The organism is Cohnella hongkongensis, assembly GCF_042654645.1.
In the GTDB taxonomy this organism is placed as follows: Bacteria; Bacillota; Bacilli; order Paenibacillales; family Paenibacillaceae; genus Cohnella; species Cohnella hongkongensis.
Genome location: NZ_JBHSEP010000001.1, coordinates 232,025 through 254,521, shown reverse-complemented (window position 1 = coordinate 254,521; position 22,497 = coordinate 232,025). Strand labels below are relative to the sequence as shown.

Annotated in this window: 16 protein-coding genes and 1 pseudogene; 16 read left to right on the top strand and 1 reads right to left on the bottom strand. The window is 57.7% G+C overall.

Annotated features, from left to right (window positions below; genetic code table 11):
- The first annotated feature begins 2 nt into the window (after positions 1-2).
- The 16 genes from ACFO3S_RS01120 to ACFO3S_RS01045 all read left to right on the top strand — a co-directional run bounded on the left by ACFO3S_RS01120 (position 3) and on the right by ACFO3S_RS01045 (position 21,897).
- Positions 3-1,034 carry an ABC transporter substrate-binding protein gene (locus ACFO3S_RS01120; RefSeq protein WP_378091347.1) on the top strand — a complete coding sequence of 344 codons (1,032 nt, stop codon included), beginning with the start codon at positions 3-5 and terminating at the stop codon, positions 1,032-1,034.
- Positions 1,035-1,289: 255 nt separating this feature from the next.
- The gene (locus ACFO3S_RS01115) at positions 1,290-2,363 is read left to right on the top strand and encodes a Gfo/Idh/MocA family protein (RefSeq protein ID WP_378091345.1); all 1,074 of its coding nucleotides are present in this window, start codon (positions 1,290-1,292) and stop codon (positions 2,361-2,363) included.
- A gap of 210 nt (positions 2,364-2,573) precedes the next feature.
- Positions 2,574-3,878 (top strand): extracellular solute-binding protein, encoded by a 1,305-nt coding sequence (locus tag ACFO3S_RS01110; protein ID WP_378091343.1) that lies wholly within the window; start codon positions 2,574-2,576, stop codon positions 3,876-3,878.
- Positions 3,879-3,969: 91 nt separating this feature from the next.
- Entirely contained in the window at positions 3,970-4,905 is a 936-nt protein-coding gene (locus ACFO3S_RS01105) for a carbohydrate ABC transporter permease (protein ID WP_378091341.1), read from the top strand.
- A gap of 22 nt (positions 4,906-4,927) precedes the next feature.
- Positions 4,928-5,761, top strand: a complete 834-nt coding sequence (locus ACFO3S_RS01100; RefSeq protein ID WP_378091339.1) for a carbohydrate ABC transporter permease — start codon at positions 4,928-4,930, stop codon at positions 5,759-5,761.
- A 94-nt stretch (positions 5,762-5,855) separates the two neighbouring features.
- Positions 5,856-7,676: a sensor histidine kinase gene (locus tag ACFO3S_RS01095; protein ID WP_378091337.1), complete on the top strand. Its 1,821-nt coding sequence runs from the start codon at positions 5,856-5,858 to the stop codon at positions 7,674-7,676.
- A 2-nt stretch (positions 7,677-7,678) separates the two neighbouring features.
- The gene (locus ACFO3S_RS01090) at positions 7,679-9,247 is read left to right on the top strand and encodes a response regulator transcription factor (protein ID WP_378091335.1); all 1,569 of its coding nucleotides are present in this window, start codon (positions 7,679-7,681) and stop codon (positions 9,245-9,247) included.
- Between the two features lie 17 nt (positions 9,248-9,264).
- Positions 9,265-10,575, top strand: coding sequence for an extracellular solute-binding protein (locus ACFO3S_RS01085; protein ID WP_378091333.1), 1,311 nt, complete (start codon positions 9,265-9,267; stop codon positions 10,573-10,575).
- Between the two features lie 631 nt (positions 10,576-11,206).
- Positions 11,207-13,438, top strand: coding sequence for a hypothetical protein (locus tag ACFO3S_RS01080; protein WP_378091331.1), 2,232 nt, complete (start codon positions 11,207-11,209; stop codon positions 13,436-13,438).
- 27 nt (positions 13,439-13,465) lie between these two features.
- On the top strand, positions 13,466-14,635 hold the full coding sequence (locus ACFO3S_RS01075; protein WP_378091329.1) for a HEAT repeat domain-containing protein: 1,170 nt from the start codon (positions 13,466-13,468) through the stop codon (positions 14,633-14,635).
- 66 nt (positions 14,636-14,701) lie between these two features.
- Entirely contained in the window at positions 14,702-16,102 is a 1,401-nt protein-coding gene (locus tag ACFO3S_RS01070) for a glycosyltransferase family 2 protein (protein WP_378092220.1), read from the top strand.
- Between the two features lie 32 nt (positions 16,103-16,134).
- Positions 16,135-16,929, top strand: coding sequence for a response regulator (locus ACFO3S_RS01065; protein ID WP_378091327.1), 795 nt, complete (start codon positions 16,135-16,137; stop codon positions 16,927-16,929).
- Between the two features lie 25 nt (positions 16,930-16,954).
- Positions 16,955-18,307: a nucleotide sugar dehydrogenase gene (locus ACFO3S_RS01060; RefSeq protein ID WP_378091325.1), complete on the top strand. Its 1,353-nt coding sequence runs from the start codon at positions 16,955-16,957 to the stop codon at positions 18,305-18,307.
- Positions 18,294-19,226 carry a hypothetical protein gene (locus ACFO3S_RS01055; RefSeq protein WP_378091323.1) on the top strand — a complete coding sequence of 311 codons (933 nt, stop codon included), beginning with the start codon at positions 18,294-18,296 and terminating at the stop codon, positions 19,224-19,226. The genes ACFO3S_RS01060 and ACFO3S_RS01055 overlap by 14 nt, the downstream gene beginning before the upstream one ends.
- 17 nt (positions 19,227-19,243) lie before the next feature.
- Positions 19,244-20,605 carry a phosphoglucosamine mutase gene (glmM, locus tag ACFO3S_RS01050; protein WP_378091321.1) on the top strand — a complete coding sequence of 454 codons (1,362 nt, stop codon included), beginning with the start codon at positions 19,244-19,246 and terminating at the stop codon, positions 20,603-20,605.
- Entirely contained in the window at positions 20,602-21,897 is a 1,296-nt protein-coding gene (locus tag ACFO3S_RS01045) for a copper amine oxidase N-terminal domain-containing protein (RefSeq protein ID WP_378091319.1), read from the top strand. Before glmM ends, ACFO3S_RS01045 begins: the two co-directional genes overlap by 4 nt.
- A gap of 125 nt (positions 21,898-22,022) precedes the next feature.
- Here the strand turns inward: ACFO3S_RS01045 and ACFO3S_RS01040 are convergent.
- Positions 22,023-22,127: pseudogene (locus ACFO3S_RS01040) on the bottom strand (LacI family DNA-binding transcriptional regulator); the annotation flags it as partial.
- Positions 22,128-22,497: the final 370 nt, after the last annotated feature.

Genomic DNA, 22,497 nt, shown 5'->3' with positions numbered 1-22,497 from the left:
GGATGGACTGGAGACGAAAAAATAAGCCGATGTACGCGCTGCTTGCCGTCGCGGTGACGGCGATGCTGCTCGCCGCGTGCGGCGGCAATGGGGATAAAGAGGGAGGCGGTTCCGCAGCGGAGCCGGCCGGAACGGAGCAGGCGTCGCCGCAGCCGGAACAGAGCTCGCCGGAAGGGGCTCAGCAGGAGGAGCCGGGCGAACGCAAGCTTGTCGATCCGCTCGGACACGAAGTGGTCGCGCCTGCGGAGCCGCAGCGCGTGCTGGCTTCTTATCTGGAAGACTATTTAGTGGCGCTCGGCGTCGTCCCGGTGGCGCAGTGGTCGGTCGGAGGCTCACCCATGGGGTATTTGCAGCCGGATCTGGCGGACGTTCAGACGATTCCCCACGATCTTCCGTTCGAAGCGGTAGCCAGCGTGGAGCCGGATTTGATTCTGATCGGGGACGAAGCCCTGATTGCCGACGGCAAATACGACACTTACGCCAGAATCGCGCCGACCTACGCCCTCGGTCAGGAGGTCAACGCGGATTGGCGGAAGGCGCTGCTGAAGGTCGGCGAAGCGCTGGGCAAGAGCGAGGAAGCCCAAGCCGTGCTTGATCGGTACGAAGAAGATTTGCAGGCTGCCCGCGAGAAGATTGATGCGGCATACGAGACGCGTCCTTCGGCTGCGGCGATCTGGCTCGTCTCGAAAACGTTCTGGCTGGTCAGCGACAGCCAGTCGAGCGGCGACGTCATGTACCGCGATCTCGGACTTGCCGTTCCGGAACTGGTCGAGCGGATCTCCAAGGGCGAAGGCGGCATCTGGAAGTCCGTATCGCTGGAGGCGCTGACCGAACTGGACGCGGATCATATCTTCCTGATTAATAGCGACGTCTCATCGGGGTCCGAAGCGCTTCAGGATCCGATCTGGCAGAGCATCAAGGCGGTCAAGAACGGCAATGTCCACGAGTATCCGCCGTCCTCGAGCTGGCTGTATACCGGCGCCATCGCAAACCGGCACATCGTCGAGGACGTTCTGGAAAGCCTTGTCCCTTAATAGAACCGGCGGCAGAAGCCTGTCCGTTCCGCAGTTGGCGGGACGGAGGGCTTCTTTTTCGCTGAGGATCGGCATTTCGCTCAGGGTAGGGGCGCTGAACACCGCTTTCCGGCTAAGACACGAGCGATGCCTCGCGAGAGAGTCCTCCGTTCCGAAGCCGTGTCCAAACTTCCGGGCTTGCTTAATCGGGGAGGAATATCGCCCTCCGCGGCGAAATCTGATGACGATAACACTCTCAGAAGGAAGGCGATTGCTGTGAGCAGGGAAGTCGGCATCGGAGTTATCGGATTGGGCGGAATGGCGCGGCATCACATCGAGCGGTTGGGGGAGGTGGAAGGCGCGAAGATTGTGGCCCTGTGCGACGTCAGCCCCGAAGCGCTGGCCGAGGTCGGCGACAGGCTAGGCGTGCCGGAGATGAGGCGTTATCGTTCCGGGGAAGCGCTCATCTCCGACCCGGAAGTGGAAGGAATCGTTGCGGTCACCCCGAACGATTCGCACGCGGCGATTTTGCTGGCTTGCATCGGGGCAGGCAAGCCCTTGTTCGCGGAGAAGCCGCTGACGCGGACGCTGGACGAAGCGCGCGAAGTGGCGGAGGCGTACCGCCGCTCGCCGATGCCGCTGCTGATCAACTTCTCTTACCGCAACGGGCCCGCGTTTCAATATGCGAGGAGGTTCGTCGCCGAAGGCAGGCTGGGCCGCTTGAACCATCTGTTCGTGCAATACTTGCAGGATTGGGGAGCGACGGTCAAAGATGCGCCCTTTCTGTGGCGCTTCGACGAGGCGGTGGCCGGCACGGGCGCCCTGGGCGACCTCGGCTCGCATATGATGGACCTCGCGGAATATTTGACGGGATCGCGGATGGTCGAGCTTCAGGCGATGCTCTCGACGATCGTGCCTCAGCGGAGGGACCCGAAGACGGGAGCGCCCGCAGCCGTCCGGGTCGACGACTTCGCCTGCTTGAACGCCCGCTTCGCAAGTGGGGCAATCGGCGTCTTCCAGACGTCGCGCAATGCGCTTGGCTCGGGCAATCAGCACGAGATCGCCCTGTATGGAGAGAAGGGAACGCTTCGCGTCAGCACGCTGAACGACCGCGAGCTCGTCTGGATTTATCCGGCGGAGGACGGCCAAGGGACCGTGACGGAGACGATCGCCGTTCCGGAGAGCGAAGGACTGAATCCATGGGCGGCGTTCGTCGACGGAATTCGCAGCGGCCGTCCGCTCCGCCCGGACTTCGCCGGTCTGGAGGACGGATATCGCAATCAGCGGCTGCTGGAAGCGGTCGTGCAGGCGCATCTCTCCCGCGCCGCCGTCCCGGTCGAAGCCGAGTAATCGCCCTCCCCTCAGGTGTCGAACATTCCGATTCCGTTCGGAACGTTCGACACCTTTTTGCCGTCCGCTTCGACGGTCTCCCGCCCAAGAGAGGAATCGAGTCCCCCTTGTCGGAGAATGTAAGCGGTTTCCCCTTCATGCGTTTTCTTTCATACTGAACGGGCAAAGCAGGTTATCCAAAAATCTCGTTTAACAGGGGGAGAACAAGCGATGGAAAAAAGGCTGTCGGCATGGCTGGCGTTCGCGCTGATTTTCGTATTGGCCGCGTGCGGAGGAAACAACGGAGCTTCTTCGGGCGGGGGGGCGAGTCCGGGCGCGTCGCCGGACGGCTCGGACAACCCGGTCGAGAAGGTGACGATCGAATATTGGCATACCTATTCGGACAGCGAGGAGAAGGTGCTGATCGAACAGATCAAGCCGATGTTCGAATCCGAGTATCCGAACATCGAGCTTAAGCTGACGCGCATGCCGTACGAGGGGCTGAAGGACCAGGTGATCGCGGCGGTGGCCGGAGACGCGGCCCCGGATTTGATGCGGATGGACATTATTTGGGTGCCCGAGCTCGCTTCCAAGGGCGCGTTGAAGAAGCTGAGCGGCTTGCCCGGCTTCGACGAAATCAAGAGCGCCGTATTCGACGGCCCGATGCAGACGAACATTTTCGAAGGGGACTATTACGGAGTGCCGCTCAACACGAACACGAAGATCGCCATCTATCATGCGGACACGCTGAAGGAGGCGGGGCTGGAACAGGCGCCCGCGACGATAGACGAGCTCGTGCAGGCGGCCCGCAGCCTTAAAGCCCAAGGCAAGCAGGGCATCGGCATCTCGAGCATCGGCGCCTGGGGCGTTCTGCCTTACTTCTGGAGTCTCGGCGGCAAGGTGACGAGCGACGATTATACGCAGGTGGACGGCTACCTGAACAGCGCCGACAGCATCGAAGCGCTACAGCAGATCGTAAGCTGGAACGACGAAGGGCTGGTCATACCGGCGCTGCTCGGCGGGGAGCCGGGGTCGTGGGACGGCCTGAAATCGGGTCAATACTTGATGATCGACGACGGCCCCTGGTTTTTCAGCATTCTGCTCGGAGACGCGGAGAACACGTTTAATCCGCTCGAACGGACGGTTCGCGCTCCGTTTCCCGCAGGCCGGGGAGGCAGCGTTTCCGTCGTAGGCGGCGAGAATCTGGTTACGTTCGCCAATTCGAAGCACCCGGAGGAGGCATGGACGTTCATGAGATGGATGCTTGGCAAGGAACCGCAGTCGATCATGGTCGAGGCCGGTATGGTGCCGACGAACCGCGAAGCCGCCCAAGAGATCGACTCGAGCCGAAATCCGTACATCGGCCCGTTTATCGAGCAGTTGGACACGGCGCTCCCCCGCACGCCGATTCCTCAGTGGGGCGAGATGGAGACGATTCTCAATCTGAGTCTGGAGAAGGCGATCCGCGGAGAGCTGACGGCGGCCGATGCGCTCAACGAGGCCGTGAAGCAGATGAACGCGATTCTGGCCCCGTAACGCCTCGACGATCGGTTCGCCTGCGACGACGGCCGGGACCGCGAAAGCTTGCGCCGCGGCCGTCGCTATCCTATAGAAGGAGGACACAGCCGTGACGCAAGCGCAAGCGACGCTGTCGAACAAATCCCGCTTTCGCGCCGGACTGGCGCAATGGCTGAACGCGCTTCCGTTCGTTGCCGTCGGGATGATCGGCGTTCTCGTCTTCGTCGTCTACCCGATGATCCAGAACGCCATGGTCAGCTTTCAGGAATTTAACATTCTGCCCGGCCAGGCCAGTCCCTGGGTCGGGTGGGACAACTACCGGGCCGTCTTCGACGATCCGAACGGCAAGTTTATAATCGCGCTGAAGAACACGTTCCTCAACGTTGCGGTCACCGTGCCGATCAACTGGTTTCTCGCCGTCTTTTTCGCCGTCGTCATCAACACCCGGTTCGTGAAAATGAAAGTCGCCTTCCGCACGCTGTATTACTTGCCGATCGTGACGTCGTGGATCGTCGTGGCGCTGCTGTTCAAATATTTATTCGCCGACGGGTCGGGCGGCTTCGTCAATTACGTGCTGCTGAACGTCGGCATTCTGTCGGAGCCGGTCGCCTGGAAAAGCCACTATTGGTCGGCGATGGTCATGATCTGGCTGTTTCATATTTGGAAGACGGTCGGCTGGGGAATCGTCATCTACCTGGCCGCGCTGCAGGGCATTCCGCGCGATCTGTACGAGGCCGCGGACATGGACGGCGCTTCGGCGACGGGCAAGTTTATCCGCGTGACGCTGCCGATGCTGCGCCCGATTACCGTGTTCGTGCTGATTAATCTGGTGAACGGCGCTTTCGGCTTTTTCCCGCAGGTGTATTTCATGACGGCCGGCGGACCGATGAATCAGACGCAGGTCATTCCCAGCCTGATTTATATGGAGGCGTTTAAGCACTTCCACTTCGGAGAAGCGGCGGCGATGGGCGTGATGATGGGGCTGCTCGTGTTCGCCGTCACGTATTCCCAGATGACCAAGATCGGCAAGCAACGCTTGTTCTGACGACGATTGGAGGAGACACGCCATGCGAACGCCATGGATGACGAAGCTCGCCGTATACGCTCTTCTCGTGGCCGGAGCGCTGCTGTTCGTATTTCCGTTTATTTATATGATTCTTACTTCCTTCTTTACCGCCACGTTCTCGCTGCCCCGGCCGGAGGAAGTGTTCCGCGTCACTCCCAATTTCGTCAACTATCAGGTAGTATGGGGCAAAAACCACTTCGCCCAATATTTCGGCAACAGCATGCTGCTCACGTCGGTGGCGATGGCGGGGGCGCTGCTCGTCAGCTCGTTGACGGCATACGGATTCGCGAGGTTTTCCTTTCCCGGCAAGGAGGGGGTCTTCCGGCTGTTCTTGCTGACGATGATGATCCCGTCGGTCATTAATATCATCCCGCAATTCATCATCATTAAAAATATGGGACTGGTGAATACCTACGCCGGATTGTGGCTGATCTACATCGCAACGGGGGTCGTGGGCAACATGTTTTTCCTGCGCGGGTTTTTCGAGAGCATTCCGAGGGAGCTGGAGGAATCGGTGCTGATCGACGGCGGGGGCAGCTGGCGCATCTACTGGAATATCTACTTGCCCTTGTCGCTCCCGGCGATGGGAACGCTCGCGATCTTCGTGTTTCAGGCGACGTGGGAGGAATACTTCCTGGCCTTGACGATTATTAAGAGCGAGGCGCTGCGCACGCTGCCGATTGCGATTCTGATGTTCAACGACAAGTATGCGACCAACTACGGACAAATTTTCGCCGCGTCGATCATCGCGCTGCTGCCGGTTATTCTGATCTACATCGCCTTCCAGAAAAAATTCGTGCAGTCGGGCTTTAACGAAGGGGCTGTAAAAGGCTGACGGGGGAACGAATTCCGGAATATCGGACACCGTGTTGGAATCGCTTTCACTCCCGCCTCCGGACGTGTACAATAATCGTACGGGGGGAGAGCGGATGAAGCAGCTCGTCTGGGGCAACGGACGGAGGTTTCGCGGCGGCAGAAGGTTGGCAACGAAAATGATAGCGACTCTGCTCGTCGTCATTCTCATCCCGACGCTGACGAGCGTGCTGTTCTACAACGCCTCGTCCAAGCTCGTCAAGAAAAACGTGCGCGTGTCCTCGCTGCAGCTCGTCAGGCAAGCCGCCGACGCGCTGTCTGCGATAATGCTCGCCGGCACGGACGCCTCCAACATTTTGTACAGCGACGTCAAGCTGCAGCAGGCCGTTCGCAATACGAGCCCGGCTCCGGAGGAGGAGGAAGACTACAAAACGTACGTCTCCAATTTGCTGAACAACTACGTGGGCTCCAACTCGTTCGTCCGAACGATGTATGTGCTGAGGGAGGAAGGCACGAGCTGGGGCAGCGGCTCCTTTAAGCTCTCGAAAATCTACGTGCAGTCGCTGCACGATCTGGAATGGGCGAAGCAGGCGAGACGGAAGGACGGGGTGCCGGTGTGGGGGCGGCTCTCCTACGATCCGTACAGCGGAATCGGGGACATCAACGATCTCGTGCTGCCCGTCGCCCGGGTGATCAAGGACTTCGAGTCACTTGCCGATATCGGGTACTTGCTCGTCAACCTCGACGGGAACAAAATCTTGGATCGAATCGGACAAATCCGTCTCGGGGATACCGGCGGCTTTTTCGTTGTGGACGAAGCGGGCACGATTGTGATCGACCGTCGGATGGAGCGCATCGGCCGTCCGTTGTCCGACCCCGAGCTGAGGGAATGGGCCTCGTCCGGCCGCGCCGCCGAGTTCGAGCATGAAGAAGGCGGCGTCCGGTTTTATCATATCAAGCAGCCGCTGCCGGGCGGCTGGAGCGTCGTCGGGTCGGTGCCGATTCACGAGATTACGGACGAGCTGACCGGCATGCGCCGAATGATCGGGACGTCGGCGGTAGGGTTCGCGCTGCTCGCCGTCGCGATCGGTCTTGTCCTGGCCCGCCAGGTCACGAAGCCGATCCAGCAGTTGACCTCGCAGATGAAGGTGGCGGAGGGAGGCGACTTCACCGCGCGGACGGAGATCGGCTCGAAGGACGAAATCGGGCTGCTGAGCCGGCAGTTCAATAAAATGATCAAACGGATCGACGAGCTGGTGCGGGAGGTGCGGGAGGTGCAGGAGAGCAAGCGCCAGGCCGAGCTGCGGGCGGTCATGCACCGCATCAATCCGCACTTCCTGTTCAACACGCTCAGCACGATCAAGTGGCTCGTCCGTTACAACCAATCCGCCAAAGCTTACGAAGCGCTGGCGTCTCTCGTGCAGCTGCTCGAGACAAACATGGGCAAGAAGGGCAGCTTCGTTACGCTCGGGGAGGAGCTGGACATCGTCGCTCAATATTTGTCCATCCTTAAAATTCGCTACGACACGACGTTCCGGCTTCATCTGAACGTCTCTCCCGAGGCGGAGACGTTTCCGATTCCGCGAATGCTCGTTCAGCCGGTCGTCGAGAACGCCGTGTTCCACGGCCTCGTCCCTCTGGGAGGGGGAGGAGATATCTGGATCGACGCATGGGCGACCGAGCAGGCCATCGGTATGGTGATTCGCGACAACGGCCGCGGGATTTCGCCGGACGAGCTGCAGAAGCTGGAGCTTCCGCAGGGGGCGGAGCCTTCCGGAATGACGGGAATCGGGCTGACGCACGTTCGCGAATGGATTCGGCTCTACTATCCGCCAGGCTCGGAAATTCGAATCGAAAGCGGGCCCCCGGGCGGAACGGCCGTCTTCATGACGCTGATCAAGCCGACGGAGCAACGCGAGCGGCGGGAGGAGGGATGAAGATGTACCGGGTTGCCATCGTGGACGACGAACCGGTCATCCGGTTCGGGATCAAAGCCTCGGTCGACTGGGCCCGGGAGAACGTCGGGCTCGTCGGAGATTTCGCCAACGGCGAGGAAGCGTGGCGGGCGCTTGAGAGCGAGCCGGTCGACATTCTGATCACGGACATCAAGATGCCCGTGATGGACGGCCTGGAGCTGACGAGACGGACGCTGGGGCGCCATCCGCGGACGAAGGTGATTTTCGTCAGCAGCTACAACGATTTCGAATACGTCCGGCAAGGGCTCAAGCTGGGCGTCGTCGACTATTTGCTGAAGCCGACGCTCGAGCCCGAAGGCTTGCTGGAGCTTGTCCGCAAATGCTTGAGGCAGATCGAGGAGGAGAGGCGGCACGACCTGGACCGGCAGCTGATTCGGATATCGAAGCGGAGCTTCGACCGCAAGCGGCTCGAGTCGGACGTCAAGCGGGCGCTGGCCCACGACGACGGCGGACTGTCCGCGGAGGCGGTCCCCGAATGGATGAAGCGCGGCTATGCGATCTGCACCGTGCTGATCGACGGTCTGAGGGAAACAGAGGAGCGATTCGGACAGCTCCACTCGGCCATCCTGCTCGAGGAGATGCAGAGCGTCTTCTACGAGACGGCCGAGGAAGGCGCCGCGTTCCTGGTCGGCACGCGGATGCTCGTGCTGCTCGTCGCCGCCGGAGACGGCGGCTCGCCTCCTTCGTTCCTTCGCGGCGTCGCGGAGAAGTGGCGCGGCCGCCTCGGAGTGACGGTGACGATCGGATATGCGCACGGCGGGGGCGTCGAAGAGCTGAGAGGCGTGTTCGGGGCGAGCGGAAGGGCGGCCGAGCGGAGATTTTATGAAGGAAGCGGACAATACGCAGCGTCGGAAGCCGCTCTCCCTTCGGCGGATCGGCCGTCCGGCCTGCCGTCAGCCGGCCAGCTGCTGCAGGAGCTGAAGGCGTGCGCGCACGCCCGAGACGCGGAGGCGGCCGACAAGGTCGTGCGCCGCTGGATCGGCCGCTGGACGGCGCTTCGGCCCGATCCGGACGCGGTGCGCAAGGAAGCGCTCGAGATCGTCACGGCGCTGTTCGTGAACGAGCAGGAAATGACCGTTCTGCTCGAAGGCTTCGAGGAGCTGAAGCGCAGCGAGACGATAGCCGAGCTGACCGCCTTGCTGCACGCCCAGATCAAGGGCTACCGCAAATCGTACGCCGCCGGCTCGCATACGTACCGGGGCAACAAGCAGCTGATCGATAAGGCGATCGCCTATATCTCCCGTCATTACACGGGGGAGATTACGCTGCAGCAGCTCGCCGATTACGTCCATATGAGCAAAAACTACTTCTGCCTGCAGTTTAAGCATCATACGGGGTTGAACTTCATCGATTACTTAATTCGGCTGCGCATCGGCAAGGCGAAGGAGCTGCTTCGGGATACGGAGCTGAAAATCTACGAGGTCGCCGGCAGAGCCGGATTCAACGACGTCAAATATTTCAGCAAGCTGTTCAAGAAGACGACCGGCGCGTCGCCGGTTGAATACCGGGAGCGCCGCTTGTCGCGCGAGTAGGCGGGGAGGGGAGCGCGTTGACGCGCAGAACGAATGCGGCGAGAGGAAGGGATCGCTTCGGTCGGCTTGCCGTCCTGGGTCTGGCGATCGCCGCCGTTCTGCTGCCGGGCTGCGGCGCAGACGAGAGCATTATCGCCGGAGACGAGGTCGAGCGGGTGGTCGAGCCGGAGGCGAGCGAGGTGATCACGGTCTGGCATACGTACAGCGACGTGGAGACGAGAACGTTCGAGCAGGAGGTCATTCCGGCCTTCGAGGCGGAGCATCCCGACATTCGCGTCCTGTCGGTTAAGCATGCATACGAGTACTTCAAAGGCTCGCTGATCGCGGAGACGACTTCCGGCGCCGGACCGGACGTCGTACGAATGGATATCGTCTGGCTGCCGGAGTTCGCCAGGCTGGGGTTGATCGATCCGATCGATACGTATCCCGAGCTGCCCGGCGTAACGAAGCGGCTGCTGCCATCGGCGCTCGAATCCGGGAAGTACGAGGGGAGGCACTACGGGCTGCCGCTCAACATCAATACGAAGGCGGCGATCTACAGCCGGGAGCTGCTTCGCAAAGCCGGTCTGGAGAAGCCTCCGGAGACGATGGACGAACTGGTTGCGCTGGCCGAGCGCACCGGTTATCAGTTGGGCGTCAACGGCATCAATACGTGGGCGGTGCTGCCCTATTTTGTCGGTCTTGGCGGCCAGCTTACGAACAAGGACTATACGAAAGCGAGCGGCTATCTGGACGGGCCGGCCAGCGCGCGGGCCGTGCATACGCTAAGAAGGCTGATCGAATCGGACATCGTCAGCGGCGACGTGCTGTCCGGCAAGCTGGAGCGATGGCAGGCGGTTCAGGACGGAAAGCTGCTGATGATGGACGAAGGACCGTGGTATTATACGATTCTGGCGAACGTCGAGGGCTACGATTACGCGAGGCTGAAGCGGGACACGCTGCTGGCTCCGTTCCCGCACAACCCGGGGACGAAAGGCTCGATTATCGGCGGAGAAAATCTGGTGCTGATGAGAAATTCCCGGAACAAGCAGGCGGCTTGGACGTTCATGAAGTGGATGACGGACGTGGAAGCCCAGCGGCTTATGTTCAAGACAGGGCTGCTGCCGACGAACGCCGAAGCGAGCGACTCGAAGGAAACGTACAGCCCGACGATCCGCCCCTATGTGGAAAGCCTGGACGCCTCGTTCCTCCGTCCTCCCGTAGCCAACTGGGCCAAGATCGATCAGGCGTTCAACGAGATGTTCGAGCGGATGCTGCATGGCCGGGTTCCGGTCGAGGTCGGTCTCGGGCAGCTGGCGAAACAGATCGACGAATGGCTGGAAGAGTAGAAGGCGGGCGCGGAGAGAAGACGTTTCGAAGACCCGCAGGACCAAGAAGAAAGCTCTGCCGTCGGAGAAGCGGTCGCCGGCTTCGGCCGGGCAACAGGGTAAAGGAGGCCGTTGCGGCGCTGATGATCGCCAAGCCGAAGCTTTCGCGCACGGGATCGCCTCAATTACTCGATATAAGTTGAACCAATGCCCATTGCATTCCGAAAGGAATTATTAAAGAAAGAGTTAATGTTTCTGCCGCTTGGCCGGTTCATGATTAAAAGCTATTCCTGCTCCTTGCGAGCGGATAGCTTTTTTTCGTCATTCACGGATTAAGGCATAAACGGCAAAATTGGAGCCTGGCCTGATTAGAGCTAGATGAGACAAGGCTCATAATAGAGGGGCCCAAAGATCCGTTCACATTAAAGTTCTAAAAATTTGTTAATGCCGAAAAGCCCGGGGATTGTGCTACATTCATTGAAGTCGCAGCACATGGCTTGACCGGCTTAGACTCACTCCGAACGATATATCCCATTGCTATATAGGTTGAACCAAGATAAGACAACGAGAATCCCCCATGCAGTGGAGAAAGGGAATAGGCAATTCATGAAGGGGTTCAGCTTATCCGATTACGAAAACGAGGAAGATCGCAATGAAAAAGTTATTGAAAAGCGGTTTTGTCAAATTTGGACTTGCTGCTGCCGTCGCGTTCGGAGCGCTTGCGTATTGGCTGATGCCGCCAGTCGCCAAGGTAGAGAGCGCCGAGATCGGCGATGGCGTCAAGGTGAAATTCAAAGCGAACGGGGCGCAAATCGAGCAATTTCAAAATCAGTCATGGAAACCGTATTTTGCCAAAGGGGTCAATATGGGGGCTGCCGTTCCGGGACATTTCCCCGGAGAACTCGAGATTTCGAAGGACGACTACATGAGATGGTTTGAAATGATCCAAGAGATGGGCGCCAACGTCATTCGCGTGTACACCATTCTCAAACCGGAGTTTTACGAAGCTTTGGTCCGGTACAATGCGAAGCATCGGGAGGATCCGCTCTTCTTCATTCAGGGGGTGTGGAGTCCGGAAGAGCAATTGATCGAAGGCCAGAACGCCTTTGATCCGCAGGTCAAGACGAAGTTTGAAAAAGAGATTCGAGAGGCCGTAGAGGCGGTATACGGAAATATCGACCTCGAGGCCGAGGCGCATTCCGGCAAGGCCAGCGGCAAGTACGTATTTAATGCAGGGCCCTATCTCATGGGATGGATCGTCGGCACGGAATGGGATCCCGTGATGGTGGTCAAAACGAATCGGAACAATTCGGACGTAGCGGATTATAAGGGAGCGCATTTTCAAAGCCTGCCCGGGGCTAGTCCCTTCGAGAAATGGTTGGCCGAGATGGTCGACATCACGGCCGCCACGGAAGCCAAGCACGGATGGCAGCATCCGATCGCCTTCTCGAATTGGGTGACCACCGACCCGCTCGAGCATCCGGGCGAGCCGCTGGTGGCCGAAGATATGGTCAGCGTCGATCCGACGCATATCGCAGCCGTAGATTGGGACGCCGGCTATTTTGCTTCCTATCACGTCTACCCCTATTATCCCGACTTCTTCACCTTCGACAAGTCGTATCAGACGATGAAGAACGATAGAGGGGAAACGGACAGCTACAAAGCCTATCTTCACAAGCTGAAGAACTACCATCGCGATATGCCGGTCATGATTACCGAATTCGGCGTTCCCGCCTCGCAAGGCATTGCCCACGTCGGCATGCTGGGTCGCAATCAGGGAGGACACGACGACAAGACGCAAGGGGAGATGGATGCGGATATGTTCCGTCAAATCCATCAGGAGGGATACTCCGGCGCGATCTTGTTTACCTGGCAGGACGAATGGTTCAAGAAAACCTGGAACACGATGCACTACGACGTTCCCGACCGACGGGCCTATTGGTACAACGCGCTGACGAACGAATCCCATTTCGGGGTGCTCGGCATGTATCCGGGCAAAGACGATACGATTCACATCGACGGGGATGCCTCGGACTGGGACAAGCTCGATGACGGGGACAAGACCAGGCTGAATCTGCAGATCGAAGGATTTAACGAAATATGGGCCGCGCACGACGAAGGGTATTTGTACCTCTTGGTAAAATTATCCGAATCTTTAGATTTTTCTAATCATTCCTTGTATCTCGGGTTCGATACGTTGAAGGGCGGCAATCGCCATGCCCCGCAGCTTCAAGGAAAGACGCTGGATGAAGGACTGGAAACGTTAATCGAGCTCGGCAACGAGGATAAAGGGAAGATGACGATTGCCTCCAACTACGACTTCCATACCCGATTTTACGGCAAGCTGTCGAACATACTCGCTTATGACCCCAAGGAGTTGCAGGACGATAGCGGACTGTTCAAGCCGTGGAAACTGGTCGTGAATTATTTGCTCGAATATCCGGACGCCCGCGTCGATCATCCCTTCGGCGATATCGAGGTCGGCGACTTGCTGAGGGGAACGAGCGATCCGCAGGATCCGAACTACAATTCGAAAGCGATGTGGCAGGCTCGAGGCCATGTATTGGAAATTCGCATTCCGTGGATGCTGCTGGGGTTCAGCGATCCTAGCTCGCTTAGCGCCATCAGTTATACCGACACCGGCACGAAAGAATTCGAATCCGTGAAAGTCGAGGGCGTTCGCCTTGTGCCATGGATCGTCCGCAAGGGGACGAAGGAGGTCGTCGGACTCGGGGGCGACCGCCCGTATCCGGTATCGAAGCTTCCTTTTTACACGTGGGACAGGTGGGAGGATGTCGATGTCGACTACGTGGAACGCCCCAAACAAAGCTACTATGCGATGCAAAAAGCGATGCGCGAAGTGAAGCAGCCGGTATCCGGGTAATCGCGAAGGAAAGGAAGGATTTTATTTGTGTATACCCACCTCGAAGTGGCGATCCATTTTTTATATGCTCTCATTGTTCTGAATATCGTATTCGCCGTCGCCGTGTATGCCGTGAAAATCAACAAGCTGAGAAGAGCCGGAATAGAACGCAGGTTTGAGGCCAAAATCAAAGATTACCTCACCTATGTCCAGGTCCATATCGAAGGCGAAGAGCCGTTGAACGCGCCGCCGTTTCCAATGAACAAGGTCGAACGGGAAGCGATGCAGGAACGGTTGAATGAGATGATCGAAACCTTTACCGGAGCTCCTCGCGATAAATGCAAGGACCTCTGCCGCCGCCTGGGACTGGTGCAATATCATCTGGACCGCTTGAACCAAGGCTCTTACTCGGCGAAGATCGATGCGGCGTATCACTTGGGCTGCATGAGAGCCCGGGAAGCCGTTCCGGCTCTGCTCAAGCTTCTTCGAACGCATAAGCGGAATTCTTCTCTCTTCGTCATCGCCCGTTCGATTGCCAAATGCGCTCGCGACGATCGGGATGTCCAGGATATGGTTCAGATCGTCCTGCGACATAACAAAGGATTTTATGAATTGCTGGTCGACATGATCCAGGAAGCGGATATCGACCATGGGGCGCTGTTTGCCGAATTCATTCGGCGGGAAAGCCAGGAATTCGTTCAGATCGGCTTGTGCGGATTGAAGGATTATACCGAGCCGGCGGCGGCCTCGGCCGTCTATCGTCTCCTCGATTCCACGGATAGCGCCATTCAAGCTAAAGCCGCGGAAATCTATCTGAAATCCGTTCATTTTATCCCCGGAAACGTCGCGCAAAAGCTGCTTCGGCATCCGGCGGACGAAGTTCGCGTCCTCGCGATCCGGGCGGTCGCCGATCTGAAGCTCGTTCCGTATATCGACGTCTTGGGAGAATCGCTATTGGACGAAAGCAAGCGGGTATCCGGCGCCAGCGCGAAAGGACTATTGCTTCTTGGAGAAGAAGGAATCGCCCGATTGTGCGGAGTCGCCGCAGAAGCCAGAGGGTCGGAGCAAGGAGAATACCTTCGATTGCTCATCGAGGAAGAGATCCAATCTCTTACGACGCAACTCCACGACCTTGACGGCCTGACTCGATATAATTCGCTGGCTTACCATTACGATAAAGCGTTCGGCAAGAGCCAACGGATCTATCGCGTCGTGTAGCTTGCAGGCTAGGAGGAATTCGAGATGAGGATATGGGATTACTATTGGCAGCAGGCTGCGAGCTTTTTGCGAGACTTTTTACTGGGCTACGGCTACTTTGCCATGTATTATGCGTTGACGATCACTTTCGTTTATTTCCTGATTTTTTCCCTGTCGATTCGGCATACTTTCCCTCTCCAGAGAGGGATTCGTTACAATCGCGTACAGAAGCTGTCCGGTTCCAAGCACGTGCCGCCCGTGTCGTTATTGGTCCCGGCCTACAACGAAGAATTAACGATTAAAGAGAATGTGCGCTCCTTGTTGGCTTTGAATTATCCGGAATACGAGGTCATCGTCGTCAATGACGGCTCCAATGACGATACGGCCCGAATTATGATCGAGGAGTTTCAGCTCCGGGAGATCCGTCCTTTCGTCGCCCAGCGGATTAAGACCGAGAAGATCAGAGGCTATTACCATAACCCGGAATATCCGAACCTGTATTTCATCGATAAGGAAAACGGAGGGAAGGCGGATTCCTTGAATGCGGGGATCAACCTTTCTCGCTATGCTTTGATTTCTACGATCGATGCGGATTCGCTGCTGGAAAAGGACGCGCTGACGAGAATCGCCAGAGTGTACATGGAAAATCCCGAGGATACCGTAGCGGTCGGCGGCAACGTTCGAGTCGTCAACAGCTGCACGGTAGAAGACGGGGGGGTCAAAAGCATCCGATTCCCCAGGCAATGGTGGCCGGCTCTCCAGAACGTCGAGTATATCAAGGCTTTCCTGGGCGGCCGGATCGGCTGGAGCGCCATCAACGGCTTGATCATCGTCTCCGGCGCCTTCGGCGTCTTCCAGAAGGACAAGGTGATTGCCGTAGGCGGTTACCGCGGCGGATACCCCGGGGAAGACATGAACATCGTCATCAAGCTGCACCGTTATTGCCTGGAGAACAAAATTCCTTATCGGGTCGCTTTTTGCCCGGATGCCGTATGCTGGACGCAAGCGCCGGATACGTATCGGATTCTCAGCAGCCAGCGGAAGCGTTGGGGCCGCGGTAACCTGAAAAACATGATCGAAGAAGGGGTCCATATGGTCTTCCGTCCCCGCTACAAAGTGTTCGGGCTGCTGACGCTTCCTTACAACATCCTGTTCGAAACGTTGAACCCTTACTTCCGGTTGAGCGGTCTAATCGCGATGATCGGGTATTGGCTGCTGAATATGGCGGATTGGAAAACCGTCGCCGTCTTTATGCTGGTGAACTTCTTCTCCTGCTTCATTCTTAGCCTTGGAGCACTATTCATCGAGGAGAAGGCCTTCAGCCGCTATCCCAAGCTGAGCGATCTTCATAAAATGCTGCTTTACTCTATCCTCATGTTTCTCGGTTATCGTCAAGTCGGCGTTTTGTGGAGGTTCCTGGGACACATCGACTACTTCCGCAACAATAATACGTGGGGAACGATGGTTAGGACCCGTTTCAATAAATAACGTTCTGAATATCGATTAAAGGAGTGAAAAATATGGCGATTGTGATTCGCAGCAGCATTCAGGAAATTACGCTGCAGCTTTTACAGCACATCCATACAGCGACCGCGAGGAGCGGTTCGTGCGGAGTCATTCTGGCTCCATGCGCCAGGATGAGCGCCAAAACGCTCGAGCAGGCAAAGGGGGTTATGAACGGCAGCGATGCCTCGCGCCCGGTCCAATTGTTCTATGACAATCCGAATCAGCTTTTATTCGCCGTACTGGACGGCGGAACCTTGGGCAGCGCCCATTACGCGTCTCTCGTATTGAAGGATTTTCTCCAGCCTCAGCGTTTGCTGCAAGGGCCATTGATCGTGTCCGGTTTCCCGGAGAGCGCCAAGCCGACCGAGTCTGCAATCGCCGCATTCCTGCAGCGGGCGATCCGGAGCAAAGGGAACGAGGATGACATTCGCTTTTATACGGCGGCCAATGCCGAGACGTCCGTTCTGGTCGCCGATCCCGACGATCTCGTTCGCGAATTCATCAAGATCCGGCTGGAGCTGAAGGGGTATCGCGTCTATGCGGCCAAGGACGGACAAGAGGCTTACGACGAATATGTTCGGAGATCGCCGGACGTCGTCATTACCGAGCTGAATCTGCCCGGTATGGACGGATATCAGCTCGTTCGCAGCATTCAATCGAATGAAGGCAAGGCGATCGTTCTGACGGACAAGCAGCTCGAGGAATCCCGGAGCCGCGCTTACGAGGCGGGGGCTGCCGATTATGTGACCAAGCCGCTATCGATCTCTGAATTGGAGTGGAAAATCAAGAGGCTGACGAAAACTCATTAATCTTGCGAATCGAGGTGCGGATCGTATGAAGTACAACCTTTTAAAAGAGAATCTGCAGAACAAAACGGCGAAGGTAGGCGTCGTCGGACTGGGGTATGTCGGATTGCCGTTAGCGATGGAAATGGTGAAGGGCGGATTTACCGTATACGGCATCGATCTGGACAGCCGGAAAATAGAGTCCCTTCTGGACGGAGAGTCCTATATTCAAGACGTGCCGAGCGCCGCGGTGGCCGATGCGGTCGGCAGCGGGAAGTTCGTGCCGACGAACCGCTACGAAACGATTCGGGAATTGGATACGATCAGCATATGCGTCCCGACGCCGCTTAGCGAAAACCAGGATCCGGACACTTCCTATATCGTGAGCGTCGTCAATGAGATCAAGAAATATATCCGCAAAGGAGCCTTGATCGTTCTGGAAAGCACGACGTATCCCGGAACGACGGAGGAATTGATCGAATACGAGCTGAAGTCGCTGGGGCTCGCGGCAGGCCGGGATTACTTCCTGTGCTTCTCTCCGGAACGGGTAGACCCGGGCAACCCCAACTTCAATACTTACAATACGCCTAAGGTCATCGGCGGAACGACCGAGAAATGCAAGGAGCTCGGGGTGATGCTGTACAACAACGTGGTCGAAACCGTCGTTCCGGTGTCTTCTCCTAAAGTCGCGGAGATGTCCAAGCTGCTGGAGAATACGTTCCGCAGCGTCAACATCGCCTTCGTCAACGAATTGGCCATGATGTGCGATCGCATGGCGATCGACGTATGGGAAGTCATCCGGGCGGCTTCTACGAAACCGTTCGGATTCATGTCCTTCTATCCGGGGCCGGGAATCGGCGGTCACTGCATCCCGCTGGACCCGATGTATCTGTCCTGGAAAGCCAAGGAGTTTCGTTTCTACAGCAAGTTCATCGAATTGGCCCAATCCATCAACGATAATATGCCGGAATACGTGCTGAACAAAACGGCTCAAGTGCTGAACGTCTACGCGAAATCGATTCGCAACTCGAAGGTGCTGATCCTCGGCATGTCCTACAAGCCGGATATCGACGATCTGCGCGAATCCCCCGGCCTGGAAATCTATGAATTGTTCCAAAAGAGCGGAGCGAAGGTCGACTATTACGATCCGTATGCGACTTCGTTCAAGGACGAGCAGGGCCGCACCGTTCATTCGGTCAAATACGATCCGGACGCCTTCACTCAATACGATTGCATGGTGCTGATCACCAATCACCGAAGCTTCAGCTATCACGAGCTGGCGGACATGGGCGTTCCGATCATCGATACGCGCAATGCTTTCGCGGAGATCAAGTCGGATCACATTCACAAGCTGGGAACCGGAATCACCCCTCAAGACGTGAAGGTTCTTGTCGGCGCTTAAGCTCGAATTTCCAAGAAATGCGCGGTATCTGAAAATCATTCTAATCGCCTTGCTGCTCTGCATGGCGATCGCAACGGTTCTTATGCTGAAATGGAGCTCCGAAAAACCGGCTGTCAAGGCCACCTGGATATGGGATACGACGACGTTACAGGAAGACAGCAACGAAATACTCGCTTTTGCCGAAGACCAGGGAGTGAACGTGATCTTCCTGCACATCGACCGCAAATCCGCAGATTTCGAACCGTACCGGGTCTTCGTCGAAGAAGCGCACGGCCTGGGGATTGAAGTCGAGGCGTTGGGAGGAGACCCGGCCTGGGGATTGACTGATTATCGGCAGGAGATCGAGGCCTTTCTCGGATGGATTGAAAACTATCAGAACGCTGCGGGCGAGCAAGCCGCATTCGACGGCATCCACGTGGACATCGAGCCCTATCTGCTGGAGGAATGGGAGCGGGATCGCGACGATGCCGTGCGCCAATGGATGGAGAATGTGGAGGTATTGGTCGGCAGGGCGCGGCAGGACGCGTCCTTGCGCATCTCGGCCGATCTCCCTTTCTGGATTCATAAGATTCCTGCCAGCCATAGCGAGAGCTTGGGAGCCTGGATGATCGACCGGTTCGACCGCGTCGTGCTCATGAATTACCGGAATTTCGCTATCGGAAACAACGGGATCGTCGATCAGGCGCTGCCGATGATTAAAGAAGGAACGCGAGCGGGCAAGCCGGTGATCGTCGGTCTGGAAACGGGCCCTACGGAGGAAGGAGAGCACGTCACTTTTTACGGCAAGGGCGCCTCCAGCTTGCATCGGCAAATGCGGCTGAGCCATCTGCTCTTGCGGTGGCATGCCGGGTATGAAGGCTTTTCTATCCATGATTACAAACATTGGAGGGAAGCCGCGGAATCCGGCTTCCAGGAATGAAGGAAAGGACGATAAGCATGGGAAAATACTTTGGAACCGATGGGGTTCGCGGAATCGCCAATAGGGAGCTAAGTCCGGAACTGGTCTTCCGTTTAGGCCGCGCAGGCGGCTATGCGCTGACCCGGAACAAGCAAGGGAAGCGTCCCGTAATTCTGATCGGACGGGATACCCGCATATCGGGAGAAATGCTGGAAGCGGCTCTAGTCGCGGGTTTGCTATCGATCGGAGCGGATGTGGTCCGTCTGGGAATTCTCTCTACCCCAGGCGTGGCGTACTTGACGAAAACGAGGGGGGCGGATGCGGGGGTGATGATTTCCGCTTCCCATAACCCTGTGGAGGATAACGGGATCAAATTTTTCGGGGGCGACGGCTTTAAGCTGTCGGACGCGATCGAAGCGGAGATCGAAGCGCTCCTGGATGCGGATGAAGATCGGATTCCCCGTCCGATCGGCGCCGAAGTAGGCGCGGTACAGGATGACCCCGAAGGCGGGCAGGATTATCTGTCCTATTTGAAGGCCACGGTCCATCAGCGCTTCGAAGGGCTCAAGGTCGTCGTGGATTGCGCCCATGGGGCGGCATCGAGGCTCGCCCCCCAGCTTCTGCGCGATTTAGGCGCGGACACGGTGATGTTGTCTCATCAGCCGGACGGGCTGAATATTAACGAAAACTGCGGCTCGACGCACCCCGAAGCGGTTCAACGGGCAGTTGTGGAGCATCGGGCCGATCTGGGCCTTTCCTTCGACGGGGATGCGGATCGGCTCATTGCCGTCGACGAGAAGGGAGCGATCGTGGACGGAGACCAGATTCTCTATATACTGGCAGAATTCCTGAAGAAGCGCCGCCGGTTGAAGAACGATACGGTAGTCTCTACGGTGATGAGCAACCTGGGCTTCCACAAGGCGCTGGAGAGCAGGGGAGTGGAGACCAGGCAAACCAAAGTCGGGGATCGCTACGTCCTGGAGGAGATGGTGCGGGGCGGATATAACCTGGGCGGGGAACAGTCCGGCCATATCGTGATGCTGGACTACAGCACGACGGGCGACGGCATGCTGTGCGCGATCCAGCTAATGAATGTGTTGAAGTCCGAATCCGCGCCCCTAAGCGGGCTTGCCCAAGGGATGACCAAGTATCCGCAGCTTCTGGTGAACGTTCAGGTCGAGGACAAGTCGAGGCTGGCAGGGAATCCGAAGATCGAAGAGGCCGTCAGGGCGGTAGAGAATCGGATGGGCGGGAGCGGAAGAGTGCTCGTTCGCCCTTCGGGCACGGAACCGCTTGTGCGCGTCATGGCAGAGGGTCCGAACGAGCAGGAGCTGGCAGGCTTCGTCTCCGTTCTTGCCGATGTCATTAAGGAAGAATTGGAGATCAGGCCGCAGGAATGAATAAACGGCTCATCTGCATGCGGATTGTAGCTCTGGCCGCCGCGATTTTCGCGCCGTCCGCCGTTGCCGGTCCTCCCGTTCAAGCCGTCGAAGCTAATCCGGTTCAAATCGCCGTGGATAACGGGAAGGTCGCTTATCCGGTTCAAGTCGTCGTAGATGGCGAGAAGGTCGTTTTCCCGGATGAGCCTCCGTATGTCGATCGCCAAACCCATCGTACGATGGTGCCGGCCAGGCTCGTATCCGAAAAGCTGGGCGCGAAGATGCAATGGGAGGGGGAGCTGAACCGGGTTACTTTTTCGCTGAAAGCTGCAACGATCCGCTTAACGATAGGTCAAAACGATGCGCAAGTGAATGGGAAGACCATTGCGATCGATGCGCCGGCGGTGATCAAAAACAACCGGACGATGATCCCGCTGCGGCTGATCGGCGAGCTCTTTCAAGCTCAGGTGGAATGGGACGCGAAGCGTCAACTGGCCGTCGTGACGTCTTCGCCGACCATTCCGAAAGGAACGTGGATTTGGGATAGCCGCATTATCGAGCAGGATCGAGAGCGAATTCTAAGCTTCGCAAGCGAGCATGACGTGACGGCCGTTTACCTTCATGTGAACAAGGATATTGCGTCTCGGGCGTATGCGGATTTCATTCGAAGCGCCAAGGAGCGGCAAATCCGAGTGGAGGCTCTGGCGGGCCGTCCCGAATGGGGCTTGAAGGCGAATCAGAACCAAATTCAAGCTTTCATGGCATGGGTACGGCAATACAATGCGTCCGTCGAGCCGGAAGAACGTTTTGACGGCCTGCATTTGGATATCGAGCCTTATCTCCTGGACGAATGGGAAACAGACCGGAGGAAGATGGTTGAAGAGTGGATCCATAATTTGAGATTCCTCGAGCAGGAGACCCGGGGAAGCGGCCTGACGATCGCGTTGGACGTTCCCTTTTGGCTTCATAACGTGAAGATCCCCGGCACCGAATACAGCTTCAGCGCCTGGTTATTGGAGAAGTTCGACGGCCTGGTGATCATGGATTATCGCAATCGCGCATTAGGCAGCAACGGGATCGTCGAGAACGCTCGGGCCATGCTGAGGGAAGCCGCCGCTTTGGGTAAGCCGTTGATCGTTGCAATCGAAACCGCCGAAAGCTCGGAAGGCGATCACACGTCGTTTTATTCCAAGAGCGCGGAATACATGGAACAAGAGCTGCAAGCCGCTCATCAAGCGTTCTCTCGGTATGCCGGGTACGCCGGAATGGCCGTTCACGATTATAGAAGCTGGGCTGCCTTGGTTGGGAGATAGGAGGGGCGGCCGCCTCTCCCGACGCTCTGCCGAAATCGCCCTGAAGCTCGATCACTTGAGCGTGCGGGGCGCGTTCGGCGGCCTGGCGGACGGCGCGGAGGCGCTGGTTGGCGTCGTAGGAGCCCGGCGTGGGGGACGTAATGGAGCTCTTCGGCGATTTTCAATATTTTGACGGCCGTTTCTTTCGTGACCTTGTCGCTGCCATTCAGGGCGTACGAGACGGTCGAGATGGAGACGCCGGCTCATTCATCGTCTACGTCGGGCCCCAACAGCCAGACTAACTCCGCCCTTCCTTTCCGGCTGATCAAGTGATCCAGCCGGGGAACGTCGGGTAACGGTCCGAGGGACCGGTCGGGGAGTACGTCGAAGAAACGGTCAATTGGACCGTTATCTCGATCGCCAAACTGCAAAGACGACCAACTAATATGAAGTCAGGGCTGTTCCATACGCTGTATGGGACAGCCCCTCTTTCGCAGCGACTGTGCTTGATTAGCTAAGGCCAAGAAAGTGCCCTGGGTCCGGAGTGTGGCGGCGGGTGCGAACAGCGGAGGCCAAAAAAGCGCCCCCGAAGGGCCATGTCATTAAGTTAAGGCGCAGGGC